We start from the raw sequence: 23,042 nt of genomic DNA on the forward strand, positions 1-23,042 counted from the left end.
CTTGAGGTGGGAATAGCACCCGCATTACCGCACAAAGTGGGACATGCCCCGAGGCGTGTCCCACTTTTGGCCGGAAAGGCAGGGCTATTCCCGCACAAAGTGGGACACGGGATGAGGCGTGTCCCACTTGAGGTGGGAATAGCACCCGCATTCCCGCACAAAGTGGGACATGCCCCGAGGCGTGTCCCAGTTGAGGCGGGAATAGCCCCACAACACGGGACACGCCCCGGGGTTACTCCGCCGCCAGCGCCTCGACAGGCGAGATGCGGGTGGCAAGGCGGGTCGGGGCGACCGAGGCGATGAGGGTCAGCAGCGCCATGGCCCCGACGATGACGACGACCGGCTCCCACGGGACGGCCGGGGCGACGATCAGCCCGCGATACCCGTACCCGGATCCGCCGAGCGACTGCGCGCCCGCCCACCCGTAGGCGACGCCGAGCACGAGCCCCAGCAGGGTCGATGCGAGCGTGATGTGCAGCGCCTCGAGCATGACCATGCGGCGGATCTGCCCCGTTGTCAGCCCCAGCGCCCGCAGCAGCCCCAGCTCGGTGCGCCGCTGCACGACGCCGATCGTGAGCAGGTTGACGAGGCCGACGCCGGCGATGACGGCCGAGAATCCGACGAGCGCCATCATGATGCGCGACAGGATGTCGAGCAGTTCCTGGATCCCGGTCGCGGCGGCCGCGTCCTCCCCCGTTCCCGTGAGGGTCACGTTCACGAAGGTCTGCGACGCGACGCCGAACATCACGACGAGCGTCACGCCGACGACGACGCCGATCGCCATGCGGCTCGACCGCTCGGGGTAGCGCAGGGCGTTGGTGGCGGCCATGCGGGCGGTCGTGGATCCGCCGAACATTCGGCCGACGAGCCGCAGCACCGGCGGCATGATGAGCGGCGCCGCCATGACGATCGCGGTGAACGACAAGAGCCCACCCGGGAACGCGACGAGCAGCCCCAGCGGCGAGACGAGCCCGATGACGACGCCGCCGATCAGCAGCAGGATCCCGAGAAGCCCCATGATGATCGCCGCCGCGAACTTGCCGCGCCCGCGCGCGAGCTCCTCGCGGCTGCGGGCGACGGATCCACCCAGCGCCTCGCTCGGGGTGACCGTGAGCACGCGGCGGGATCCGGTCCACGCCGCCAGCCACGTCGTCAGGATGACGACGATCACGGGCACGAACATCCACGCCGCGACCGGATCCTCGTACGGGGGCGCGCCGAGCAGCCGGCCCGCAACCGCGGATCCGCCGAACGCGATCGCGGTCGCGAGGATCGCGCCCGCGGCGGATCCGATCGCCCCGACGACGAGGCCCTGCGTCGCGACGCGGCGGCGCTCCGCGGAGGCGGTGGATCCGATGAGCCGCATGAGCGCGATCTGGCGGGTGCGGCCGGCGACGATCGTCGCGAAGGTGTTCGATGTGACGATCGCGCCGACGTAGAGCGCGATGCCGATGAAAACGGTGCTGACGACGAGGAGAATGATGCTCATGTCGCCGCTATCGCCGAAGGCGGATGTCGAGAGGAATCCGATGTAGGCGGTGACGGCGAGGAGCGTGATGCCGAACGCCGACGACAGCGCCGCGACGAGGATGCTCGCGCCCATGCCGCGCTCGCGGAGGAACGTCATGCCGACGCCTCCTGCTCGGTGCGGAGCATGTGCGCCGAGATCTGCTCGGCACTCTGGCGCGGCTTGTCGGCGACGATGCGTCCGTCGCCGAGGAAGAGCACGCGGTCGGCGTAGCTCGCGGCGATCGGGTCGTGCGTCACCATCGCAATCGACTGCCCGGCTGCGCTCGCCTCCCGCAGGATCCGGAGCACCTCGCGGCCCGTACGCGAGTCGAGGTTTCCGGTCGGCTCGTCGGCGAAGATCAGCTCGGGGCCCGCGGCGAGCGCGCGGGCGATCGCGACGCGCTGCTGCTGGCCGCCCGACAGCTCGTGCGGGCGGTGACCGAGCCGGCGACCGAGGCCGAGCTGCTCAACGAGATCGCGGATCCGCCGCGTCTGTTGGTCGTCGGGCGCGCGGTTATCGAGGTCGAAGGGCAGCAGGATGTTGGCCTTGACGTCGAGGGTCGGGACGAGGTTGAACGACTGGAAGATGAAGCCCGCCTTGCGGCGGCGCAGGAGAGTGAGTTCCTTGTCATTCAGGCCGGTGATTTCGGTGTCGCCGATCCAGGCCTGCCCGCTCGTCGGTGCGTCGAGGCCGGCCATGATGTGCATGAGGGTCGACTTGCCGGATCCGGACGGGCCCATGATCGCGGTGAATTCGCCGCGGCGGATGCCGACGCTGACGTCGTTCAGCGCCGTCACGGTGCCGTCGCCCGTGCCGTAGGTCTTGGTGAGGTGCGCGACGCTCGCCGCGAGAGTGTTGTCCATACCCTCGACGCTATTTTTCGGCACCACCCCGCGTCATCGGGCCCGGGGCTGAACCGCATACATCCCGGGGATGACGCTCGGGTTTTGGGTCGCCACAAATCGTCGCCTCAGCGGGGCGCGAGGCGACGATTTGTGGCGACCCATTTGTGGGTTAGCCGGCGAGGCCGTGGTCGTATGCGAAGACGACGAGCTGCACGCGGTCGCGGAGCTGCAGCTTCGCGAGGATCCGGCTGATGTGTGTCTTCACCGTCGCCTCGCTCAGGAACTCCGCCCCCGCGATCTCGCCGTTGCTCAGCCCCCGCGCCGCGAGCGCGAAGATCTCCCGCTCGCGCTCGGTGAGCTGCTCATATTGCGCCGGAACGCGCTTGCGCTCGGCGTGCTGGGCGAAGAGCTCTCGCGTCTGGCTCGCCGCGATCACGCTCGACCCCGCATACACGCCGCGGATCGCCGCGAGCAGAAACTCCGGATCCGCGTCCTTCAGCAGGAAGCCGCTCGCCCCCTGGCGAATCGCGCGCGCGGCCGCCTCGTCGAGATCGAAGGTCGTGAGCATGACGATCTTGGGCGGATCCGCCGACTTCAGGATCTCGGCCGTCGCCTCGAGCCCGTCCATGACCGGCATGCGGATGTCCATGAGCACGATGTCGGGCCGCTCGCGGGCGACGAGCGCGATCGCCTCGTGCCCATCCCCCGCCTCGCCGACGATGCGCAGATCGGGCTGCGAATCGACGAGCATGCGGATGCCGGCGCGGAACAGCGCCTGGTCGTCGACGAGGGCGACGGAGATCATTCGGTACCTTCCCACGGGATCCGTGCGCGCACCCGGAACCGTCCGTCGGCCGGGTCAATATCGAGGGATCCGCCGACGAGCGCCGCGCGCTCGCGCATGCCGATGATGCCATGCCCGAGGCCGTCGCGCGCGGAATTGCGCTCCGTGGCGGCGGCGTTGACGATCTCGACGCTGACGGATCCGGGATACCAGGACATCGTGACGTCGACGGATCCGCCGCTGCGGTGCCGGAGCGCGTTCGTCAGGGCCTCCTGCAGAATGCGGTACACCGCCAGCTGCACCGACGCCGGCACATCGCCGCGCGGCGCCGGGTCGATATCGACCTTCAGCGGCACCCCCGCCGCCCGGATCTGCGCGAACAGCGGCTCGAGATCAGCGATCGTGGGCTGCGGCCCCTCCGCCTCGCGGTGCCGCAGCTGCGCGAGCAGCATGCGGACGTCGGCGAGCGCGGATCCGGCCGTCTGCGAGATCGTCGCGAGGGTGTCGAGCGCGATTTGCGGATCCGCCTTCGCGGCGTATCGCGCGCCGTTCGCCTGCGCGACGACGACGGCGAGCGAGTGGGCAACGACGTCGTGCATGTCGCGGGCGATGCGACCGCGCTCGTGCTCGGCCTGCGCGACGGCCTCGGCCGCCTCCTGCGCCGCCCGGTTCTCGCGCGCACGGCGGAGGGCGCGGACGAGCGCGCCGCCCGTCCACGAGAGCGCGAAGCCGAAGAACGCCACGAGCGACATGCTCAGAACGCCATCGGGGACGCCCGCGACGATGAACATATAGGCGCCGATGGCGATGGCCCCGAGAGCGGAGGAGATCGCCCCGAGCCACATGACGAGGCGGGATCCGTATGCGGCCGTCACGTACAGCACGCCGAAAATCGCGATGTTCGTCGGCAGCGGAGAGAGCAGGAGGAGCATCTGCACGATCGCGCCGATCCAGGCGACCGCGAGCGATAGTGCGGGCGTCAGGCGGCGGATCGCCAGCGCGAGCGACATGATGGCCGCGATCAGCGGCGCGAACTCGGGGTTCATGAACGGCTCGTACGACGACGTGAACGCCGTGACGTAGAAGAACACGACCGCGATCGCGCTGTCGACGACGATCCGGATCCACCCGATGGAACGGAACATTCTCCTCAGCGTATGCGGCTGCGGGGTGGGGCGCGTCATCCTTTAGAGGTAGCTACCGCGCTTTAGAGGTAACTACCAGCGGTTGGGTCGCCACAAAACGTCGCCTCCGCGGGGGGTGAGGCGACGTTTTGTGGCGACCCTCGGGGTGGTGGCGCAGGGGTTGCTTAGCGCAGGGCTTGCTTACCGCAGGGCGCCGAGGCTGGCGAGGGCGGTGCGGATGAGGGTGGCGCGGCCGCCCTCCATCTCGGCGGCGAGCGCGTCGGACGCCGCCTGCTCGGGCGTGAGCCACGTCACCTCGAGGGCGTCCTGGCGCGGCTCGCACGTACCCGTGACGGGCACGACGAAGGCGAGCGACACGGCGTGCTGGCGGTCGTCGTGATACGGCGTGATCCCGGGAAGCGGGAAGTATTCGGCGACCGTGAAGGGCACCGGCTGCGGCGGAACCTGCGGGAACGCCATCGGCCCGAGGTCGTTCTCGAGGTGACGGTAGAGCGCATCGCGCACCGTCTCGCCGAAGCGCACGCGGCCCGACACGACGGTGCGGGTGAGCTCGCCGACGCTCGTCGATCGGAGCAGGATCCCAACCTCGGTGACCTGTCCGGATCCGTCGGTGCGCACCGGGACCGCCTCCACGTAGAGCATCGGCAGGCGGCGGCGCGCCTCGGCGAGCTCGACGTCGCTGAGCCAGGCGGGGTTGGTGGATCCGCCGGGCACGCTGCCGACCCCACTCCTGTCGCTGGAGTAGTCGTCGGGCTGGTCCTGAGGGTCGGGATCCGGGGTGCGCACCGTCATGGCATCACGGTACCGCGGTTCGCGGGCGCATTCCCGCACGAAGTGGGACACGCTTTGGGGCATGTCCCAGTTTTGGCGGGAATGACGGGCGCATTCCCGCACAAAGTGGGACACGCCCCGAAGCATGTCCCAGGTGAGGCGGGAATAGCCGCGTCATTCCCGCACAAAGTGGGACACGCCCCGAAGCATGTCCCAGTTGAGGCGGGAATAGCAGCGTCATTCCCGCACAAAGTGGGACACGCCCCGAAGCATGTCCCACTTTTGGCGGCAACCCCGCCTACGCCGAGCGCAGCCCCAGGTCGCCCGGCGCGGCGAGGGCGTAGCCGGCCTCTTCGACGGCGGCGGCGATGGCCTGATCGTCGATGGCGGAGGAAGCGGTGACGCTGAGCCGGCCGCTCGCGAGGTCGACGTCGACGGCGGACACGCCGGCGACCTCCGAGACCTCCTCGGTGACGCTCATCACGCAGTGCTGGCAGGTCATGCCCTTGACGGTGTAGTTCTTCGTAGCCATTGTGGGCTCCTTCCGTAACTCGAAAAGCATACCCCTCGAGGGTATGTCGTTCGTTTGTCGGAGGTTCGCGAGAAGATAGACACATGCCTTCACTTGACGACACCGCCGTCCTCTGGTCCGAGCCGCCCGGCGACAAGCCGCTCATCGTGTTGCTGCACGGGTACGGCTCCGACGAGCGCGACCTCTTCTCGCTGCGCACGAAGCTCCCCACCGCCTTCACCTACGCATCCGTCCGCGCACCCCTCGACCCGCCCTTTCCGATGAGCGGATACAGCTGGTATTCAATCGAGGGGCTCGAATCGAGGGATCCCGCGGGCGTCACCGCGGGCGCGCAGGCGCTGCTCGAGTGGCTCGCACCCCTCGGCGAGCGCCGCGTCGGGCTCGTCGGATTCTCGCAGGGCGGTGCCGTGTCACTCCAGGCGATGCGGCTGGATCCGGGGCGGTTCGACTTCGTCGTGAACCTCTCCGGTTATGCGGCCGGCGGATCCGCGCCGGGCGACGAGGCGCTGAAGTCCGCGAAGGTGCCGGTGTTTTGGGGTCGCGGATCCGCGGATCCGGTTATTCCGGTCGAGGCTGTCGAGCACACGACCGCGTGGCTGCCCGACCACAGTGATCTCGTCGGCCGCGTCTATCCCGGCCTCGCGCACGCGGTCTCAGAGCAGGAGATTAGCGACCTGGCGCGGTTCCTCGAGAAGCAGCTGTAGCGTGCTTGAGCTCGTCACGCCGACCGAGTCGCTACGCGATGCGTGGCGCGCCGCACACGCGGAGTGGGGCCCGGGGCTCCACGAGGATGGGTTCGGCATCGGCGCGGACGACGATGTCGATACGGATCCGGGGTTCAGCGCCTGGGTCGCGTCGCTTCGCGGCGGATCCGGCGAGCTGTGGTGGATCGTCGAGGACGGTGAGGTCTTGGGCGGGATCGCGCTCCGCGCGGCGGAGGATCCGCGGGCTGAACGCCACGGCCATGTCGGGTACGGCATCCGCCCCCTCGGCCCGCGGGCGGGGCGTGGCCACGTGGGCCCTTCGCGAGGTGGTGAGCCGTGCGGCGCGTCCGATCCGCGCCGTGTGTCTCGATGACAATGCTGCGTCGATCGCGACGCTCGAGAAGGTCGGTGCGGTATTAGAACGGAAAGAGGATCATAGCGGCGTGGTGGTGCGCTGCTACGTGTTAGGTCAGTCGTCAGATTCGGGCTTCCCGAACGCGTAGGCCAGCGAGATTCCGACGGCGACCCCGAGGGGCATGTATGCGAAGTTACTCAGGCTGACGGCGATCGATATGCCGATAGCGAAACCGACTCCGAGGCCGAGGCCCCAGTTCGGGCGGCGCTTCCGCCCGCTCACGATCAGGCCTGGGCTTCGGCGAGCTTCGCGGCACGGCGCTCGCGGTAGCGCTCGTTGGTCTTCTTGGCGAGAGGGGCGGTGATGATGGCGGTGAGGAGGGGGCCGGAGGTCATGAGGAGAATCAGGAGAATGTTCATGTCTCCTAAGCTACGGAGCCCCAATTCGCCGCACATCCGCCTTGCGGATGAGATCGCGTCTCCCCTTCACGGGGGAGGCGGGCCGGCTTGACGCAACACGCCCGGATAACATAATGTCATCGAGTCCTTGCTCCCGACGATCGGAACGAATCGGTGTGGATCCTCGCGTAATCACGCGCTGATGCCTCTCTGCTCAGCGCACTCGCGCTGATCCGTCGTACCCGATCGCTTTTCGCCGTTCAGCGCGCCATCTTCTTTTGGCCTGCGCGGGCGATCCTCGGCGCGGGCCCACCCCTGGGAGGCGCCCATGCCTGCATTGATTTTTGACCACGTCACCTTCACCTGGCCCGACGGATCCATCGCCCTCGACGACGTGACCGCCGCGTTCGGCGAGCGCCGAACGGGCCTCGTCGGCCGTAACGGATCCGGAAAATCGACCCTGCTGAAGCTCGCCGCCGGCGTGCTCCGGCCCGCGAGCGGGCGAATCCTCGCCGACGGCGAACCGGTCGGGATCCGCGGATCCGGCGGGTCACCGATCATCGCCGACGACCGGCTCGCGTACCTGCCGCAGATGCTTACGCTCGAGACGTCGGCGCGCGTCGCGGAGCTACTCGGCGTCGACCGCGCCCTCGACGCTGTGCGGGCGATCGAGGCGGGCGACGTCTCACCCGAACGCTTCGACGAGGTCGGCGACGATTGGGACATCGAGGCCCGCGCGCACGCGGCGCTCGCCGAGGCGGGCCTCTCCCCCGAGATGCTCGACCGCAGCGTCGGCGAGCTCTCGGGTGGCGAGGCGATGCTCGTCGCGCTCACGGGCGTGCGGCTCGCCGGATCCGCCATCACGCTGCTCGACGAGCCCACCAATAACCTCGACCGCGCGGCGCGTGAGCGCGTCTACGAGATGGTGCGCGCGTGGCGCGGCGCGCTCGTCGTCGTCTCGCACGATCTCGCGCTTCTCGAGCTGATGGACGAGACCGCCGAGCTTCATGAACACACGTTCACGACGTTCGGAGGACCGTACTCGGCGTGGCGCGAGTCGCTCGAGGCCGCCCAGGCCGCGGCGGCCCAGACCGTCGCGGACGCGAAGAAGGAGGTCGCGAAGGAGAAGCGCCAGCGCATCGAGCTCGAGACGAAGATCGCGCGCCGTAACCGCGCCGGCAAGAAGAAGGCCGAGAGCCTGCCGCCCATCCTCGCGCACGCCAGCGCGCGGCGCGCGGAGGAAACCGCCGGGCGCCTGCGCGTCGAGGCGCGCGAGAAGGAAGGATCCGCGCGCGCCGCGCTCGACGCCGCCGACCGCCTCGTGCGCGACGACGCGTCGGTCGTGTTCGACCTGCCGGATCCGGGGGTCGCGGCCGGCCGGCGGATCCTCACGATCGGCGACGGCGAGCGGCAGTGGATCGTGCAGGGCCCGGAACGCGTCGCGCTCGTCGGCGCGAATGGTGCGGGGAAGACGACGCTGCTGCGGCGGATCCTGGGTATCGATTTGGGCGAGACCGCGCGCGCTCCGGAGCCCGCGCCCGCCGCGGATCCGGCCGACGCACCGGGGCGCGAGCCCTTCGGAGCCACGACCGAGGCGCCGGGACACGAGCCGGATTCGTCCGACCCCGCCCCGGACTCTTCCGCCGACGAACCGGATCCGCGCCCGGCCCCGACCGTGGATGACATCGCCCGCGCCTCCGAGCTGCACACCGACCGCGTCGGCTACCTCGCGCAGCGCCTCGACGGGCTCGACGAGTCGGCCTCGGCGTTCGAGGCCGTGCGCGCCGCGGCGCCGCACGTGCCCGACGCCGAGCTGCGCAACCGGCTCGCGCGCTTCCTCATCCGCGGCGAAGCCGCGAACCGGCCCATCGGATCCCTGTCGGGAGGCGAGCGGTTCCGGGTCGCGATCGCGCGGCTGCTTCTCGCGGATCCGCCGCCGCAGCTGCTGGTGCTCGACGAGCCGACCAACAACCTCGACATCGACACGGCGCGCCATCTGCGCGAGGCGCTCGCGGCGTATCGCGGGGCGGTGCTGGTGGTGAGCCACGACCAGGCGTTCCTCGACGAGCTGGGGCTCGACCTGACGCTCGGGCTGTCGGGCGAGGGGCTGCGGGAGGGGTAAGGCCCCCACAACTCATCAACTCTCCGACGACTCTTCCCACGGCAATGGCAGATTTGTCGGAGAGTTGATGAGAAGGGGTGAAATGGATGATTCACCCCCGCTAGCCTGTCCGCATGAGATTCGGAACCTTCCTCCCGCAGGGCTGGCGCTTCGACCTGGTCGGCATCGCGCCCGAAGAACAGTGGAACACGATGAAACGGCTCGCGCAGCGCGCCGACGACGGCCCATGGGAGTCGGTGTGGGTCTACGACCACTTCCACACGACGCCGGTGCCGAGCGAGGAGGCGACGCACGAGGCGTGGACCCTCATGTCGGCGTTCGCGGCGTCGACCTCGCGGGTGCGACTCGGGCAGATGTGCACGTGCCTCGGCTACCGCAACCCCGCCTACCTCGCGAAGGTCGCCGCGACGGTCGATCACGTGTCGGCTGGCCGCGTCGAGATGGGCATCGGCGGCGGCTGGTACGAGCACGAGTGGCGCGCCTACGGATACGGTTTCCCCGAGATCGGCGACCGCCTCCGCGCGCTCCGCGAGGGCGTCGAGATCATGAAGCAGGCGTGGGAGACCGGATCCGCGACCCTCGACGGCCGCTATTTCCAGGTCGACGGCGCGATCGTGCGTCCGCTGCCGGTGCAGGAAAACGGGATCCCGTTCTGGATCTCCGGCGGCGGCGAGAAGGTCACGCTGCGCATCGCGGCGCGCTACGCCCAGTACACGAACTTCGCCGGCGGAAACGTCGCCGAGTTCGAGCACAAGAGCGACGTGCTGCGCGGCCACTGCGACGCCGTCGGCCGCGACTTCGCCTCGATCGTGCGCACCACGAACAACAACGTCATCATCGGCGAGACCGAGGCCGAGGTGAAGGACCGCATCGCGGCTGTGAGCGACCGGATCCAGCGCTTCGCGCCCGAGGCCCACGACAAGCTGATGGCGAACTTTACGCTCGACAACCCCACCGTCGGCACCGTCGAGAAGGTCACCGAGCACCTCGCGGCGCTCGAGAAGGCCGGCGCGGCGTACACGATCAGCTACTTCCCCGAGCTCGCCTACGACACCTCGGGCGTGGAGCTGTTCGAGCAGAAGGTCATCCCGGCGCTGGTGTGAGGCTGCTCCGGTCGCTCAATCTGCTCTTCTTCCTGGGTGGGAACGACAGTTTGAGCGGCCGGAACCGAGGGGGCGGCGCCGGATCCTCACCGCAGCCGGCGCGCGAGGAGCGCGAACAGGATCCCGCAGGCGGCGTGGATCCCGAACACGACGACGAGCGCCATGTCGAGCCCCGCGCCGCCCTCTGCCGCGTGGAACAGGCCGCCGAGCACGGCGACGCCGAGGCTCAGCCCCACCTGTTGCATCGTCGTGATGAGCCCACTTGCGGATCCCGCGGCCCAGCGCGGCGTGCGCCCGAGAACAGCGCCGATCAGCGGGCCGAACATCATTGCCTGCGCCACGCCCATCGGGAGAAGCGCGGATTGCAGGGCCCAGAATCCGTCGTGCCCCGTCAGGGCGAGCACGGCGACGGCCGCGAGGGTCACGGCCTGTGCCAAAGCAGCGATCGACATCGTGCCGGGCCCAGCCTTCGGCAGGATCCGCGGCAGCATCACCGACGCCGCGATAAACACCACGCCGAAGCCGAGCACCAAGAGCGATGCGCCGGCGGATCCCATCCCAAAACGCGCCCGCGCGAGCGCCGACAGCTCGTAGAGCATCGCGCCGTAGGTCATGAAGAACAGCAGCGCCGCGATCATGCCGCGCCGCACGACGGGGATCCGCAACACTGCCGGCGGCACGATCGGCATCAGGCCGCGGCGCTCGAGTCGCAGCTGGAGCCGCCAGAACGCGGCGAGCGCGATGATTCCGCCGGCGAGCGCGACGATCGACCATGCTGGCCAGCCGGATCCGGGTTCGAGCGTGAGCGAGACGACGATCGCGAGCAGCGCGGCTGCCAGCGTCGCGGCGCCGACCGGATCCATCGACGGCCGCTCCGCGGCGCGCGATTCGGGCACGGCGCGGATCCCGAGAAGTCCGGCGATCGCGATGAGACCTCCCACGACCTGCACGAGGCGCCAGGCGATGTGTTCCGGCGCGACGAGCGCGATCCCGCCCGCGAACAGCTGGCCGACGACCGTGGATCCGCCGCTCATCGCCGCGAACAGCATGACACCGGTCGTGCGGCGCGCGTCCTCTGCGGTCGCGTGGATCGTCGCGAGGATCTGGGGCGTGAGGATGCCCGCCGCGATGCCGAGCAGGATCCGGAGCGCGACGAGCACCGCGAGATTCGGCGAAAATGCCGAGGCGAGGCTGAGCAGCGCGGTCGCGCCGGATCCGATGGCGATCATGCGGCGTCGCCCGAAGCGGTCGCCGAGACGCCCGGCGATCACGAGCGCCGCCGCGAAGGTCGCCGTATAGGCGGAGAGGACGAGCTGCTGTCCGGCGGACCCCGCGTTGAGGTCGCGGCCGATGTCGATCGCGATCACGTTGATGGATCCGAAGGCGTAGTTCACCGGGATGTACGCGACGAGGAGGATCGCGAGGCCGCGCGCCGTGAGGGTGCGGGGGAACGTAGTGGTCATGAATTCACCCTGCGGGCGATAGATCCTGTTACCCAGAGCGTGGTGATCCTATTACTGACGCCACCTGGCGCGCGCTCACCGGGCGCGAGAGAGTAGAGGTATGGACGAACGGATGCGCGAGCTCGGCGCCTTCCTCCGCGCGCACCGCGAGAAGACCTCGCCTGCCGAGGTGGGACTCCCGCCCGGCGGCCGGCGCCGCACGCCGGGGCTGCGCCGCGAGGAGGTCGCCGCCCTCGCGGGCGTTGGCGTGACCTGGTACACGTGGCTCGAACAGGGACGCGCGCCCGGCGTCTCGGACCAGGTGATCGAGGCCGTCGCGCGGGTGTTGCGGATGACCGATGCCGAGCGGCATCACGCGCTCGTGCTCGCAGGGCGCGCGCCGGTCGCGGCGGCCCCGCCCATGGTGATCCGCCCCGAACAGGCCGAGCTCCTCGAGAGCCTGCTGCCGTTCCCCGCCGCGATCCAGGCCGACGGGTACGAGATCGTCGCCGCGAATCGGACCTATCGCTTCCTGTTCCACGACCTCGACGACTATGCGCCGGAGGACCGCAATTGCGCGTGGCTAATGTTCACGGATCCGGTGTGGAACGCCGCGATCGTCGACCGGGATGTCGTGTTGCCCGAGATCGCCGCGCGGCTGCGGGCGCGCCGCGTCGAGCACCCGGGGGATCCGCGCTGGGACCTGCTCATCGCCCGCCTCCACGACGCGTCGCCCCACTTTCGCGAGCTGTGGGAACGGTACGAGGTCGCCGACGACCGGCCGTCGATCCGCCGCTACCGCTCCCCCGCAGCTGGTGATCTGACGGTTCATTTTCAGAGCCTCTGGCTGGATCCGGCGCGCGGCACGCGCGTCATCGTCATGAGCCCCGCCGACGCCCGCACGCGCGAGCGCCTCGAGCGCCTCGCCGCGCTCACGGCGTCGGCACCCTCGTGGACGGCCCGGGAGGATGTGCTGGCGGCGTAAGGGTGCGGAGTTGGCCGGGGCCCTGCCGTTCCGGTCGCGCAATCTGCTCTTCCGGGGGTGTACGAACAACAGATTGAGCGACCGGAAGCGCGCCCAGCGGCGCGGCGTAGATTGGATCCGTGACGGATCCGTGGGGCGACGCGGCGAGGATCGCCCTGGGGCGGGCGGCCGATGGATCCGTCGTTGCCGCCGTCCCGGGCGGCGTGCGCCGGGTCGTGTCCCGCGCCGAGCTGCCCGCGTGGGTCGCCGCGCGCGAGGCCGAGCGCGCCGTGCGGTGGGTGTGGGCGTCGACGGCCGAGTGGTACCCGCAGATTCTTGCGGCGGGCGTGCGCGTTGACCGGTGCCTCGACCTACGGCTGAGCCACGCGATCCTCGCGAACGCGGGCGCCGATGTGACGAGCGACGTCGACTGGACCGCTCCGGATCAGGCGCACGGCGAGACGCTCTTCGAGATCGATCGGCCGCGCCGTGATGCGCTCGACGAGGTGCTCGCCGAGCTCGATCGGCAGGACCGCGCCCTCGATGCCCTGCCCGATCGGGGCCGCATGAAGCTCCTCCTCGCCGCAGAATCGGCAGGTGCCCTCGTCGCCGCCGAGGCCCGCTCGGCCGGCGTCCCGTGGGACGAAGATCACCACAAGCGGATCCTCGACGAGGTTCTCGGGGCCCGCGGGCCCGGCGGGGTGCCCGCGCACATGGCGCGCCTCGCGGGCGAGGTGCGCGCCGCGCTCGAGGATCCGCTGGTCTCGCTCGATTCACCCCCGCAGCTGCTGAAGTCGCTACGGCGGGCGGGGATCCTCGTCGACTCGACGAGCAAGTGGGTGCTGCGCGAAATCGACCATCCGGCGATCATGCCGCTACTGGAATATAAGCGCCTGTCGAGGCTGCTCGCGGCCAATGGATGGGCGTGGCTCGACACGTGGGTGCGCGGCAATAGATTCCGTCCGGTGTATATGCCCGGCGCCGTCGTCACGGGACGCTGGGGAGCCGACGGCGGCGGCGCCCTGCAGATCCCGCGCCAGCTGCGCGGGGCGCTCCGAGCGGATCCGGGATGGGTCATCGTTGATGCCGATGTCGCCCAGCTCGAGCCGCGCGTTCTCGCGGCGATGGCGCGCGATACGCGCATGGCCGACGCGGCGCGGGTGCGCGATCTGTATGAGGGAATCGTCGCGGGCGGCGCCGTCGCGACGCGCGCCGAGGCGAAGGTGGCGCTGCTGGGCGCGATGTACGGCGCGACGACGGGCGAATCGGGGCGGCTCGTGCCGCGATTGCGCCGGGCGTATCCGCTCGCGATGGGCATGGTCGACGCGGCGGCGAAGACCGGCGAGGAGGGCGGATCCGTGCGCACGTGGCTCGGGCGAACCTCGCCCGCCCTGACGTACGAGGCCAAGCGGGCATATCAGGAGGACCCGCGGGCCGCCCGTGATTACGGCCGCTTCACGCGCAACTTCATCGTGCAGGGCACCGCCGCCGAGTGGGCGCTCGCGTGGATGGCCGACCTGCGGCTGCGGCTCGCGCGCCTGCCGGCGTCTGCCGCGGTGGCGCCCGCGTCGGGACCGGCGTTCGCGCGCCGCGCGCACATCGCGTTCTTCCTGCACGACGAGCTCATCGTGCACGCGCCGGCAGACCAGGCCGAAGCCGCGGCAGAGGCGATGAGCGAATCCGCGGCGACCGCGGGACGGCTCCTCTTCGGATCCTTCCCCCTCGACTTCCCCCTCGACCTGCGAATCGGCGAGAGCGCCGCGAAGTAGGGTCGCCACAAAACGTCGCCTCGGGCGGTGCCCGGGCGGCGTTTTGTGGCGACCCTTTGGCGGGGAGCTTCGTTTGTCGGAGGTTCGCGGGAGGATGGATCCGTGGACATTCTCGAGAGCTTCAGCGCACCGACCGCGGCATGGTTCCGCGGCGCGTTCGCCGCGCCGACCGACGCCCAGGCGGGCGCATGGCAGGCGATCGCGGCGGGGCGGCACGCTCTCGTGGTGGCGCCGACCGGATCCGGTAAGACCCTCTCCGCCTTCCTCTGGGCGCTCGACCGCGTGTTCCGCGAAGGCTCGTCGAACGACGCGCTCCCGGGCTTCGAGGGGCGGGTCGCGAAGACCAAACGCCGCACGAAAATCCTCTACATTTCGCCACTGAAGGCCCTCGGCGTCGACGTCGAGCGCAACCTGCAATCGCCCCTCGTCGGCATCACGCAGGCGGCGAAGCGGCTCGGGGTCGATCCGCCGGAGGTCTCGGTCGGCGTGCGCTCGGGCGACACTCCCCCGCGCGACCGCCAGCGCATGCTGCGCAACCCGCCCGACATCCTCATCACGACGCCCGAGTCGCTCTTCCTCATGCTCACGTCGAACGCGCGCGACACCCTGAAAGAGGTGCACACCGTCATCGTCGACGAGGTGCACGCGGTCGCGTCGTCGAAGCGCGGGGCGCACCTCGCGGTCTCGCTCGAGCGGCTCGACGACTTGCTCGACGAGCCCGCCCAGCGCATCGGGCTGTCGGCGACGGTCCGCCCGATCGACGAGGTCGCCCGCTTTCTCGGCGGATCCGCGCCCGTCGATATCGTCGCCCCGCGCGCCTCGAAGACGTTCGAGCTCGCGGTGCGCGTGCCGATCGACGACATGACCAACCCGCCTCCCGCGGGCGCGCGCGAGCCGTCGCACCGCGCGGATCTCGCGGGTGGGGATCCGGTATCGCCCGCCGAGGATCGGTTCTGGGAGGGGACGCCCGCCGGCGGCGACGAGATGCCGGAAAACGTCGAGGTCACCGGATCCATCTGGCCGCACGTCGAGGAGGCGATCGTCGATCGCGTGCTCGAGAACGCGTCGACGATCGTGTTCGCGAACTCGCGGCGCCTCGCCGAACGACTCACGGGCCGGCTGAACGAGATCTATGCCGAGAGGCTGGGGCTCGACGTGCCCGATCAGGCCATGCCGGCGCAGATGATCGCGCAATCCGGCCAGACCGCCGGGGTCGCGCCGGTGCTCGCGAAGGCGCACCACGGATCCGTGTCGAAAGAGCAGCGCGCCGTCGTCGAGGAGGAGCTGAAGTCGGGCCTGCTGAAGTGCGTCGTCGCGACGAGCAGCCTCGAGCTCGGCATCGACATGGGCGCCGTCGATCTTGTCATTCAGGTCGAGTCGCCGCCGAGCGCCGCGAGCGGGCTGCAGCGCATCGGCCGCGCGGGCCACCAGGTCGGCGAGGTCAGCCGTGCCGACCTCTTCCCCAAGCACCGCGGCGATCTCCTCCACACGGCGGTGGTCACCGAGCGCATGCTCACTGGATCCATCGAGGCGATCGCGGTGCCGCAGAACCCGCTCGACATCCTCGCGCAGCAGACCGTCGCAGCGTCGGCGCTCGACTCGCTCGAGGTCGAGGGGTGGTTCGAGACCGTGCGGCGCAGCGCTCCCTTCCGCACCCTGCCGCGCAGCGCGTTCGAGGCGACGATGGATCTGCTCGCCGGCCGATACCCCTCCGACGAGTTCGCCGAGCTGCGCCCGCGCATCGTCTGGGATCGCGATCGCGGCGTCTTCGAGGGCCGCCCGGGGGCGCAGCGGCTCGCGGTGACGAGCGGCGGCACGATCCCCGACCGGGGTCTCTTCGGCGTTTTCATCGCGGGCGAAACGCAGAACGCGCGCGTCGGCGAGCTCGACGAGGAGATGGTCTACGAGTCGCGCGTCAACGACGTCTTCACCCTCGGCACGACGAGCTGGCGCATCGTCGAGATCACCCACGATCGCGTCAACGTCGTGCCCGCGTTCGGCCAGCCGGGGCGCGTGCCGTTCTGGACGGGCGACGGCCTCGGCCGCCCCGCAGAGCTCGGCGAGGCCCTCGGCAAGTTCACGCGCGAGATCGCGGCGGCCGCCCCCGAGACGGCCCACCATCGCCTGCGCGAGGCCGGGCTCGACGACAACGCCCGCATTAACCTGCTCGCGCACCTCGACGATCAGCGCGAGGCCACCGGGGCGCTGCCGACCGACGTCACCCTCACGGTCGAGCGCGGCCGCGACGAGGTCGGCGACTGGCGCATCATTCTTCATTCCCCATACGGCATGCACGTGCACGCGCCGTGGGCGCTGGCTGTGGGCGCGCGGATCCGCGAGCGGCTCGGCGTCGACGGATCCGCGGTTGCGAGCGACGACGGCATCGTCGCGCGGATCCCCGACGCCGATAGCGAGCCGCCGGGCGCGGAGCTGTTCGTCTTCGATCCCGACGAGCTCGAGCAGATCGTGACCGAGGAGGTCGGTGGATCCGCGCTGTTCGCCTCGCGGTTCCGCGAGTGCGCGGCGCGGTCGCTGCTCATGCCGCGGTTGCGGCCCGGCAAGCGCATGCCGCTGTGGCAGCAGCGCCAGCGGTCGGCGGCGTTGCTCGAGGTGGCTCGAAACCACCCGACGTTCCCCGTGATCCTCGAGACCCTGCGCGAGGTGCTACAAGACGTATACGACCTGCCCGCGCTTGTGCGGCTCGCGCGTGGGATCGGCGAGCGGCGGATCCGCCTCGTCGAGTCGGAGCCCGCGCAGCCCTCACCGTTCGCGCGTGACCTGCTGTTCGGGTACGTCGGCGCGTTCATGTACGAGGGCGATTCGCCGCTCGGCGAGCGCAAGGCCGCGGCCCTCAGCGTCGATCCGGCGTTGCTCGGCGAGCTGCTGGGCCGCGTCGAGATGCGCGAGCTGCTGGATCCGGACGTCGTCGCGCGGTACGTGCTCGAGGTGCAGCGCCTCGCGGCCGACCGCCGCGTGCACGGCCTCGAGGGAGTGGCCGACCTGCTGCGCCTGCTCGGGCCGCTGTCGGTCGGCGAGGTCGCGGAGCGCCTCGCCCCCGCGGATGGGTCGCCACAAAACGTCGCCTCGAACGACCCCGAGGCGACAATTGCTGGCGACCCACGTGCAGAGGCGCACCTCGAGGCGCTCGTGCGCGCGAAGCGCGCGATCCGCGTCAGCATCGCGGGTACCGAGCGCTACGCCGCGATCGAAGACGCCGGACGCCTCCGCGACGCGCTCGGCGTGGCGCTCCCGGTCGGCGTTCCGGTGGCGTTCACCGAGCCCGTCGCCGATCCTCTGGCCGACCTCGTCAGCCGCTTCGCCCGCACGCACGGCCCATTCCCCCTCGCCGGTCTCGCGGCCCGACTCGGCATCGGCACCGCCGTCGCACGCCATGCACTCACGCGCCTCGAATCGGTCGGCCGCGTCGTCAGCGGGTTCTTCCTGCCCGAAGGCACCGACGAGCCCGAGTGGTGCGACGCCGAGGGCCTGCGGCGGATCCGCATGCGCTCGCTCGCGGCGCTCCGCGGATCCATCGAGCCCGTCCCGCCCGCGGCCTTCGCTCGCTTCCTCCCGTCGTGGCACCACATGGACCGCCCGCTCGAGGGCATCGACGGCGTGCTGCAGGTTGTCGAGGAACTGGCGGGGGTGCCGATCCCGGCGAGCGCGTGGGAGTCGCTGATCCTGCCGAGCCGCGTCGCCGACTACACCCCCGCGATGCTCGACGAGCTCACCGCCGCGGGCGAGGTCGTCTGGTCGGGCCACGGCCAAATCGCCGGCCGCGACGGCTGGATCGCGCTGCACCCCGGCGACGCCGTGCCGCTGACGCTCGACGAGGGCGACGACGTCACGGATCCGCTCGACGCCCGCGTGCGCGACGCGCTCGAACCGGGCGGCGCGTTCTTCGCCTCGCAGATCGCCGACATGGTGCGCTCGCGGCTGACCGCCGACGAGGCGGCCGAGGTCTCCGAGACCGCCGTGACCGAGGCGCTGTGGCGGCTCGTCTGGGCCGGGCGCGCGACGAACGACACCTTCGCGCCCGTGCGTCAACTGCTCTCGGGCGGATCCCAGAGCCACAAGACCACCCGCCGCGCCCCGCGCACCCGCACGTTCCGAGGCATGAGCATGTCGCGCCCCACACCCGTGCGCAATCCGACCGCGGGCGGGCGCTGGTCGCTCCTGCCCGCCCCGGAGGAGGATCCGACGGCGCGCGCCGCCGCGCACGCATCGGTCCTGCTCGACCGATACGGCGTCGTCACCCGCGGATCCGTGCAGAACGAGGGCGCCCCCGGCGGCTTCGCGCAGGTCTACCGCACGCTCGCGACCTTCGAGGAGGCCGGCCACTGCCGCCGCGGTTACCTGATCGAAAAGCTCGGCGCGGCGCAATTCGCGGCGTCGTCGACGATCGACCGGCTGCGCACGTTCGCGGCGGTCCCGGATCCGGCGCCGCTGAAGGCGCGCGTTCTCGCGGCGACGGATCCGGCGAACCCGTACGGCGCCGCGCTCGCGTGGCCGGCGCTCGACGATGTCACGCACCGGCCGGGACGCAAGGCCGGCGCGCTCGTCGTGCTCGTCGACGGCGAGCTCGTGCTCTATCTCGAACGCGGCGGACGCACCGTGCTCGCCTTCGCCGACGACGACGCGCTGCTCGCCTCCGCCACCCGCGGGCTCGCCGAGACGGCCCGCGCCCGCCGGCTCGAGACGCTCACGGTCGAGAAGGTCAACGGATCCGGCACCTACTCTTCCCCTCTCGCCCGCCACCTGCGGGCGGCCGGGTTCGTCGAGGCGACGAAGGGGCTGACGCTGCGGAAGGAGATGCACCGGTGATGCGTGTCGTCGGGGGTGCCGCCGATGCCCGAGGGTGACACCGCGCACCGCACCGCGCGGCGCCTCAACGAGGTGCTCGCGGGCCGCGTTCTCACGCGTTTCGAGCTGCGAGTTCCGCGCGCCGCGACGTCCGATCTGGCGGGCGAGACCGTGCGAGACGTGCGCGCGGTCGGCAAGCACATCCTGCACCGCATCGGCAATTTCACGCTCCACACGCACCTCAAGATGGAGGGCGAGTGGCACGTCTATGCGCCCGGTGGGCGGTGGCGGCGCCCCGCGTTCCAGGCCCGCGCGATCGTGTCGACCGCCGAGCACCAGACCGTCGGATTCGACCTCGGCATCGTCGAACTCCTCCGCGACGAGCGCGACGCGATCACGCACCTGGGTCCGGATCCGCTGGGCGCCTGGGATGCCGACGAGGCCGTCCGGCGCCTCGAGCGCGATCCGCGGCCCGCGCATGTCGCGCTCCTCGACCAGACGAACGTCGCCGGATTCGGCAACATCTACGGCAACGAGCTGCTGTTCCTGCGGGGCATGGATCCGCGGGATCCGCTGCGGGGGATCCGCGAGATCGTCGATCTCGGCGCCCGTGCCCTGCGCAGCAACGTCGGGCGCCCCGTGCGCACGTTCACGGGGGTGCGCGGGCAGGACACGTGGGTCTACGGACGCGCGGGGCTGCCGTGTCGGCGGTGCGGCACGGTCATCCGCGAGACGTCGCTCGGCCCGGATCCCACCCGGCAGCGCCGCGTGTTCTGGTGCCCGACGTGCCAGCCGCCCGCGCCCTACTCAGCGTTCCAGAGCTCGCGGTAGAAGGCGATCCGCACCGGATCCGGGTCTATGCCGTATCCGGCATACACCTCGTTCTCGAGGCCCGCGCCGAAGTTCCAGGTGACGCTCATCGCGAGCACCGCGAGGTCGGCCCACAGGTCGGCGACCCCGAGCGCGCCGAGGTCGACGTGCGCGGTCGCGCGGCCGTCGGATCCGAGCAGCGTGTTCGGCGCGCACGCGTCGCCGTGACAGACGACGAGTTTCGAGACCCCCGGATCCACGAGCCGCTCGCGCGCCGACGGATCCGCCACGCGGGCAAGCCGGTCGGCGACCGACCACGTCCACGGGCATTCCTCGACCGGAAGCGCGTCGTGGAACGCGCGCAGCCCCGCGCCGAGGGCCCTGGCGGTTTCGCGAGGCCGGCTCAGCCAGGGTTCGAGCACCGCCGAGATTCCCGGCACGGTCTCGGTCACGAGCAGCTGTTCGTCGCCCTCGCGGATGAACGAGACGACGCTCGGAACCGCGACGAACTCCGCCGCCCACTCGAGGCGCGCGGCCTCGTCGGCGAGGTCGACGGCGGATCCGGGTTGCCACTTCGCGTGCCGGCCCGGGATCCGAAACGTGAGCCCGCCGAGCCCATTGAGCCACACCGCCTCGGCGTGCTCCCCGCCGTCGAGCGCGGTGACGATCGCGGGCACCTCGGCGTGCTCGGGCACGCCGGCGAGGTCGCTGGGTACGTGGTCGGGATCCATCCCGCCACGCTATCGGCGCGCGGCCCCGAAGTGCGGAGATGACCCCAAACTGCGGATCCAGCCGCCCTTTCCCTCCGCACTTGCGGACCATCTCCGAAGGTACGGCTCACGTTGCGTGTCGCGCGCAGCCCAGAGCCCCACGAGCGGTGACCCCAAACTGCGGATCACCCCACCTAGTCCTTCCGCAGTTGCGGGCCACCTCCGCGCGGGCGGCCCATGATTTGCATCGGCCGGGATCCGTCGGCCTTCGGATGGGTGCCGATGCGATGCCAGCCCTCGCTGAGATAGAGCCGAACTGCGGGGTCAGTGTCGTCGTCCCAGGTGCTCAGCATCACGCGCTCGTCGATTCCATCGAGGAGGTGACGAAGCAGGGTGCGGCCGTTCCCGGATCCGCGGTATGCGGGCAGGAGCCCGAGCTCGACGATCTCGAAGGCGGGCTGCCAGAGATCGGCGGCCGCGTCGCCGATCGCGGCGCGCACGCTCTCGGTGTAATACTGCCCCGGAGCGCCCAGGTAGCCCCACGAGATTCCGACGATCGCGTCGCCGTCAAGCGCGGCTGAGAACCGGAAGTGATCACGGGCGGCGTGGCGCAAAAGCATGCCGTCGAGCCAGTCGTCGTACGACGACTGATCGCCAAAGATGGCGTCGTAGACCTGCCAGATCTCGGGCGCGCGCTGCCGCACCTCGCCGTCGGTCAGATACCTGAACTCCACGCCGTTCATCTCCTCACGCTACCGGGGCATGTCCCACTTCGTGCCGGAATAACCCCCGCATTCCCACCACAACTGGGACACGCCCCAGCCCATGTCCCACTTCGTGCGGGAATAACCCCCGCATTCCCACCACAACTGGGACACGCCCCAACCCATGTCCCACTTCGTGCGGGAATAACCCCCGCATTCCCACCACAACTGGGACACGCCCCGAAGCGTGTCCCAGTTGATGCCGGAATGGCCCCTACGCGTTCGGGTGGTCGTGGCGCTGCGCGCCGAGGGCGGCGGCGAGGTCGTCGCTCGCGTTGCCCCACCGCGACACCGTGATGTCGCCCAGGCCCTGCCACGCGGTGGCTCGGCGCAGCTCGGCGGCAACGCGCGCGGGGTCGGCGCCGCCGTGTTCCCACCACGCCGACTGCACCCGAAGCGTTCCCGAGGCGCGGTCGGCTTTCAGGTCGAGGCGTCCGGCGATGCGGTCGTCGACCACGAGCGGCAGCGAGTAGTAGCCGTATTGGCGTTTCGGGCCCGGGACGTATATCTCGATCCGATAGCTGAAATCGAACACTCGCTCGGCGCGGTCGCGGAACCATACGACGGGATCGAACGGCGTCAGCAGCGCCGTCTGCGAGATCGCGCGCGGCACGCGGGCCTCGCGGTGGATCCACGCGGGGCGGTTCCATCCCTCGACGGCGACGGGCGAGAGATCACCGGAGTCGACCAGCGAATCGACGGCCGCTCGGACGGCCTTCTGATCGCGGATCCGATAGTAATCATCGAGGTCGGCGACCGTCGCGACGCCGTGCGCGCGGGACGCGCGACGCACGAGCTCGCGGATCGCATCGTCCTGAGGGACATCGAACAAGACATCGGCGGGGAGCACCTGTTCGGCGAGACCGTAGACGCGCTCGAACCCGTCGCGCCCGGCGATCGCGACCTCGCCGATGCCCCAGAGATACTCAAGCGAGCGCTTGACGTGATCCCAGTCCCACCACGGCCCGCCGCGCGCTTGTCGTTCGACCGAAATGATTTCGCTCGGCTTGAGCGGGCCGCGCTCGGCGAGTTCGGCTTTCACGGTGTCGATGACGCCGGCGTTGTCCGCCGCCCATCCACCCCAGCGCCCTGACCGCGCACGCACGGCGGCGCGCCGGAAGCCCCACAGGGGCCAGTCGACCACGGGCATGAACGCGGCCTCGTGCGCCATGTACTCGACGTGGGTCGGCTTCCGCCGCCGGAAGACGACGCGCTCGAGGGCGGCGGGATCGTAGGATCCGAGCCGCGAGAACAGCGGCATGTAGTGCGAGCGCGCGAAGACGTTCACCGAGTCGATCTGCAGCACGCCCATGCGGGCGATCGCGGCGTGAATCGAGCGCGCACTCACCGTGCCTTCCCTGGATCCGCCGAGCCCCTGCGCCGCGAGCGCAACGCGCCGCGCCTCCCCCGCCGACAGCGTCATCCTGGCCATGGGGGCGACGATACCAGCGGTGGCAATATTCTCACAGCGAACGCATAGGGGGGTCATAGTGGGTACGACGACAGATAAG

Annotated in this window: 21 protein-coding genes; 9 read left to right on the plus strand and 12 right to left on the minus strand. The window is 70.6% G+C overall.

Annotation, left to right across the window (positions count from 1 at the left end; all coding sequences use genetic code 11):
- Nucleotides 1-232: 232 nt before the first annotated feature.
- The 6 genes from DTO57_RS06080 to DTO57_RS06105 form a co-directional block, all read right to left on the minus strand.
- Nucleotides 233-1,627: an ABC transporter permease gene (locus DTO57_RS06080; RefSeq protein WP_229730429.1), complete on the minus strand. Its 1,395-nt coding sequence runs from the start codon at nt 1,625-1,627 to the stop codon at nt 233-235.
- Complete coding sequence (locus DTO57_RS06085) at nt 1,624-2,373, minus strand: ABC transporter ATP-binding protein (RefSeq protein WP_114117348.1); 750 nt, start codon at nt 2,371-2,373, stop codon at nt 1,624-1,626. The genes DTO57_RS06080 and DTO57_RS06085 overlap by 4 nt, the downstream gene beginning before the upstream one ends.
- 151 nt (nt 2,374-2,524) lie before the next feature.
- Entirely contained in the window at nt 2,525-3,160 is a 636-nt protein-coding gene (locus tag DTO57_RS06090; RefSeq protein ID WP_114117349.1) for a response regulator, read from the minus strand.
- Nucleotides 3,157-4,284: a sensor histidine kinase gene (locus DTO57_RS06095; protein ID WP_114117350.1), complete on the minus strand. Its 1,128-nt coding sequence runs from the start codon at nt 4,282-4,284 to the stop codon at nt 3,157-3,159. The genes DTO57_RS06090 and DTO57_RS06095 overlap by 4 nt, the downstream gene beginning before the upstream one ends.
- Before the next feature lie 180 nt (nt 4,285-4,464).
- Complete coding sequence (locus DTO57_RS06100) at nt 4,465-5,076, minus strand: DUF4916 domain-containing protein (RefSeq protein ID WP_114117351.1); 612 nt, start codon at nt 5,074-5,076, stop codon at nt 4,465-4,467.
- Nucleotides 5,077-5,353: 277 nt separating this feature from the next.
- Entirely contained in the window at nt 5,354-5,587 is a 234-nt protein-coding gene (locus DTO57_RS06105; protein ID WP_114117352.1) for a heavy-metal-associated domain-containing protein, read from the minus strand.
- Between the two features lie 83 nt (nt 5,588-5,670).
- Here DTO57_RS06105 and DTO57_RS06110 point away from each other — a divergent pair, with 83 nt between their 5' ends.
- Genes DTO57_RS06110 through DTO57_RS14845 form a run of 3 tightly spaced genes read left to right on the plus strand, consistent with a single transcriptional unit; the run spans nt 5,671 to nt 6,794 of the window.
- Complete coding sequence (locus tag DTO57_RS06110) at nt 5,671-6,291, plus strand: alpha/beta hydrolase (protein WP_114117353.1); 621 nt, start codon at nt 5,671-5,673, stop codon at nt 6,289-6,291.
- Nucleotide 6,292: 1 nt separating this feature from the next.
- A complete protein-coding gene (locus DTO57_RS06115) occupies nt 6,293-6,664 on the plus strand; it encodes a GNAT family N-acetyltransferase (RefSeq protein ID WP_222843253.1) in 372 nt (123 codons plus the stop codon).
- Complete coding sequence (locus DTO57_RS14845; protein WP_373285646.1) at nt 6,552-6,794, plus strand: GNAT family N-acetyltransferase; 243 nt, start codon at nt 6,552-6,554, stop codon at nt 6,792-6,794. Before DTO57_RS06115 ends, DTO57_RS14845 begins: the two co-directional genes overlap by 113 nt.
- Here the strand turns inward: DTO57_RS14845 and DTO57_RS14485 are convergent.
- Both DTO57_RS14485 and DTO57_RS14760 read right to left on the minus strand, forming a co-directional pair.
- Nucleotides 6,761-6,928 carry a hypothetical protein gene (locus DTO57_RS14485; RefSeq protein ID WP_187346602.1) on the minus strand — a complete coding sequence of 56 codons (168 nt, stop codon included), beginning with the start codon at nt 6,926-6,928 and terminating at the stop codon, nt 6,761-6,763. The two genes, DTO57_RS14845 and DTO57_RS14485, sit on opposite strands and share 34 nt — an antisense overlap.
- Nucleotides 6,929-6,930: 2 nt before the next feature.
- A complete protein-coding gene (locus tag DTO57_RS14760) occupies nt 6,931-7,065 on the minus strand; it encodes a hypothetical protein (RefSeq protein ID WP_268235364.1) in 135 nt (44 codons plus the stop codon).
- Nucleotides 7,066-7,372: 307 nt separating this feature from the next.
- On the opposite strand from DTO57_RS14760, the gene DTO57_RS06120 reads away from it, so the two are divergent.
- Together DTO57_RS06120 and DTO57_RS06125 are read left to right on the plus strand one after the other, a co-directional pair.
- Entirely contained in the window at nt 7,373-9,166 is a 1,794-nt protein-coding gene (locus DTO57_RS06120; protein WP_114117354.1) for an ATP-binding cassette domain-containing protein, read from the plus strand.
- Between the two features lie 113 nt (nt 9,167-9,279).
- Complete coding sequence (locus DTO57_RS06125; protein ID WP_114117355.1) at nt 9,280-10,269, plus strand: LLM class F420-dependent oxidoreductase; 990 nt, start codon at nt 9,280-9,282, stop codon at nt 10,267-10,269.
- 86 nt (nt 10,270-10,355) lie between these two features.
- On the opposite strand, the gene DTO57_RS06130 is transcribed toward DTO57_RS06125, so the two are convergent.
- Nucleotides 10,356-11,732 carry an MFS transporter gene (locus DTO57_RS06130; RefSeq protein ID WP_114117356.1) on the minus strand — a complete coding sequence of 459 codons (1,377 nt, stop codon included), beginning with the start codon at nt 11,730-11,732 and terminating at the stop codon, nt 10,356-10,358.
- A 100-nt stretch (nt 11,733-11,832) separates the two neighbouring features.
- Here DTO57_RS06130 and DTO57_RS06135 point away from each other — a divergent pair, with 100 nt between their 5' ends.
- From DTO57_RS06135 to DTO57_RS06150, 4 genes are all read left to right on the plus strand, one after another.
- Nucleotides 11,833-12,696, plus strand: coding sequence for a helix-turn-helix transcriptional regulator (locus DTO57_RS06135; protein ID WP_114117357.1), 864 nt, complete (start codon nt 11,833-11,835; stop codon nt 12,694-12,696).
- Between the two features lie 119 nt (nt 12,697-12,815).
- The gene (locus tag DTO57_RS06140) at nt 12,816-14,444 is read left to right on the plus strand and encodes a bifunctional 3'-5' exonuclease/DNA polymerase (RefSeq protein WP_114117358.1); all 1,629 of its coding nucleotides are present in this window, start codon (nt 12,816-12,818) and stop codon (nt 14,442-14,444) included.
- A gap of 102 nt (nt 14,445-14,546) precedes the next feature.
- On the plus strand, nt 14,547-19,268 hold the full coding sequence (locus DTO57_RS06145) for an ATP-dependent helicase (protein WP_114117359.1): 4,722 nt from the start codon (nt 14,547-14,549) through the stop codon (nt 19,266-19,268).
- A gap of 24 nt (nt 19,269-19,292) precedes the next feature.
- Nucleotides 19,293-20,078: a DNA-formamidopyrimidine glycosylase family protein gene (locus DTO57_RS06150; protein WP_114117841.1), complete on the plus strand. Its 786-nt coding sequence runs from the start codon at nt 19,293-19,295 to the stop codon at nt 20,076-20,078.
- Here the strand turns inward: DTO57_RS06150 and DTO57_RS06155 are convergent.
- The 3 genes from DTO57_RS06155 to DTO57_RS06165 form a co-directional block, all read right to left on the minus strand.
- Nucleotides 20,051-20,788 (minus strand): phosphotransferase, encoded by a 738-nt coding sequence (locus DTO57_RS06155; protein ID WP_114117360.1) that lies wholly within the window; start codon nt 20,786-20,788, stop codon nt 20,051-20,053. The two genes, DTO57_RS06150 and DTO57_RS06155, sit on opposite strands and share 28 nt — an antisense overlap.
- A gap of 173 nt (nt 20,789-20,961) precedes the next feature.
- On the minus strand, nt 20,962-21,501 hold the full coding sequence (locus DTO57_RS06160) for a GNAT family N-acetyltransferase (protein WP_162785679.1): 540 nt from the start codon (nt 21,499-21,501) through the stop codon (nt 20,962-20,964).
- A gap of 244 nt (nt 21,502-21,745) precedes the next feature.
- A complete protein-coding gene (locus tag DTO57_RS06165; RefSeq protein ID WP_114117362.1) occupies nt 21,746-22,963 on the minus strand; it encodes a winged helix-turn-helix domain-containing protein in 1,218 nt (405 codons plus the stop codon).
- Nucleotides 22,964-23,042: the final 79 nt, after the last annotated feature.

The sequence above is a fragment of the Microbacterium sorbitolivorans genome (assembly GCF_003327285.1).
Classification (GTDB): Bacteria; Actinomycetota; Actinomycetes; order Actinomycetales; family Microbacteriaceae; genus Microbacterium; species Microbacterium sorbitolivorans.

What these genes read in the sequence shown, in the direction of transcription:
- DTO57_RS06130 (WP_114117356.1), bottom strand. Translation starts at nt 11,732, where the DNA reads ATGACCACTACGTTCCCCCGCACCCTCACGGCGCGCGGCCTCGCGATC.
- DTO57_RS06155 (WP_114117360.1), bottom strand. Translation starts at nt 20,788, where the DNA reads ATGGATCCCGACCACGTACCCAGCGACCTCGCCGGCGTGCCCGAGCAC.
- DTO57_RS06135 (WP_114117357.1), top strand. Translation starts at nt 11,833, where the DNA reads ATGGACGAACGGATGCGCGAGCTCGGCGCCTTCCTCCGCGCGCACCGC.
- DTO57_RS06085 (WP_114117348.1), bottom strand. Translation starts at nt 2,373, where the DNA reads ATGGACAACACTCTCGCGGCGAGCGTCGCGCACCTCACCAAGACCTAC.
- DTO57_RS06105 (WP_114117352.1), bottom strand. Translation starts at nt 5,587, where the DNA reads ATGGCTACGAAGAACTACACCGTCAAGGGCATGACCTGCCAGCACTGC.
- DTO57_RS06110 (WP_114117353.1), top strand. Translation starts at nt 5,671, where the DNA reads ATGCCTTCACTTGACGACACCGCCGTCCTCTGGTCCGAGCCGCCCGGC.
- DTO57_RS06120 (WP_114117354.1), top strand. Translation starts at nt 7,373, where the DNA reads ATGCCTGCATTGATTTTTGACCACGTCACCTTCACCTGGCCCGACGGA.
- DTO57_RS06125 (WP_114117355.1), top strand. Translation starts at nt 9,280, where the DNA reads ATGAGATTCGGAACCTTCCTCCCGCAGGGCTGGCGCTTCGACCTGGTC.
- DTO57_RS06080 (WP_229730429.1), bottom strand. Translation starts at nt 1,627, where the DNA reads ATGACGTTCCTCCGCGAGCGCGGCATGGGCGCGAGCATCCTCGTCGCG.
- DTO57_RS06165 (WP_114117362.1), bottom strand. Translation starts at nt 22,963, where the DNA reads ATGGCCAGGATGACGCTGTCGGCGGGGGAGGCGCGGCGCGTTGCGCTC.
- DTO57_RS06100 (WP_114117351.1), bottom strand. Translation starts at nt 5,076, where the DNA reads ATGACGGTGCGCACCCCGGATCCCGACCCTCAGGACCAGCCCGACGAC.
- DTO57_RS14845 (WP_373285646.1), top strand. Translation starts at nt 6,552, where the DNA reads ATGTCGGGTACGGCATCCGCCCCCTCGGCCCGCGGGCGGGGCGTGGCC.
- DTO57_RS06090 (WP_114117349.1), bottom strand. Translation starts at nt 3,160, where the DNA reads ATGATCTCCGTCGCCCTCGTCGACGACCAGGCGCTGTTCCGCGCCGGC.
- DTO57_RS06150 (WP_114117841.1), top strand. Translation starts at nt 19,293, where the DNA reads ATGCCCGAGGGTGACACCGCGCACCGCACCGCGCGGCGCCTCAACGAG.
- DTO57_RS06095 (WP_114117350.1), bottom strand. Translation starts at nt 4,284, where the DNA reads ATGTTCCGTTCCATCGGGTGGATCCGGATCGTCGTCGACAGCGCGATC.
- DTO57_RS14760 (WP_268235364.1), bottom strand. Translation starts at nt 7,065, where the DNA reads ATGAACATTCTCCTGATTCTCCTCATGACCTCCGGCCCCCTCCTCACC.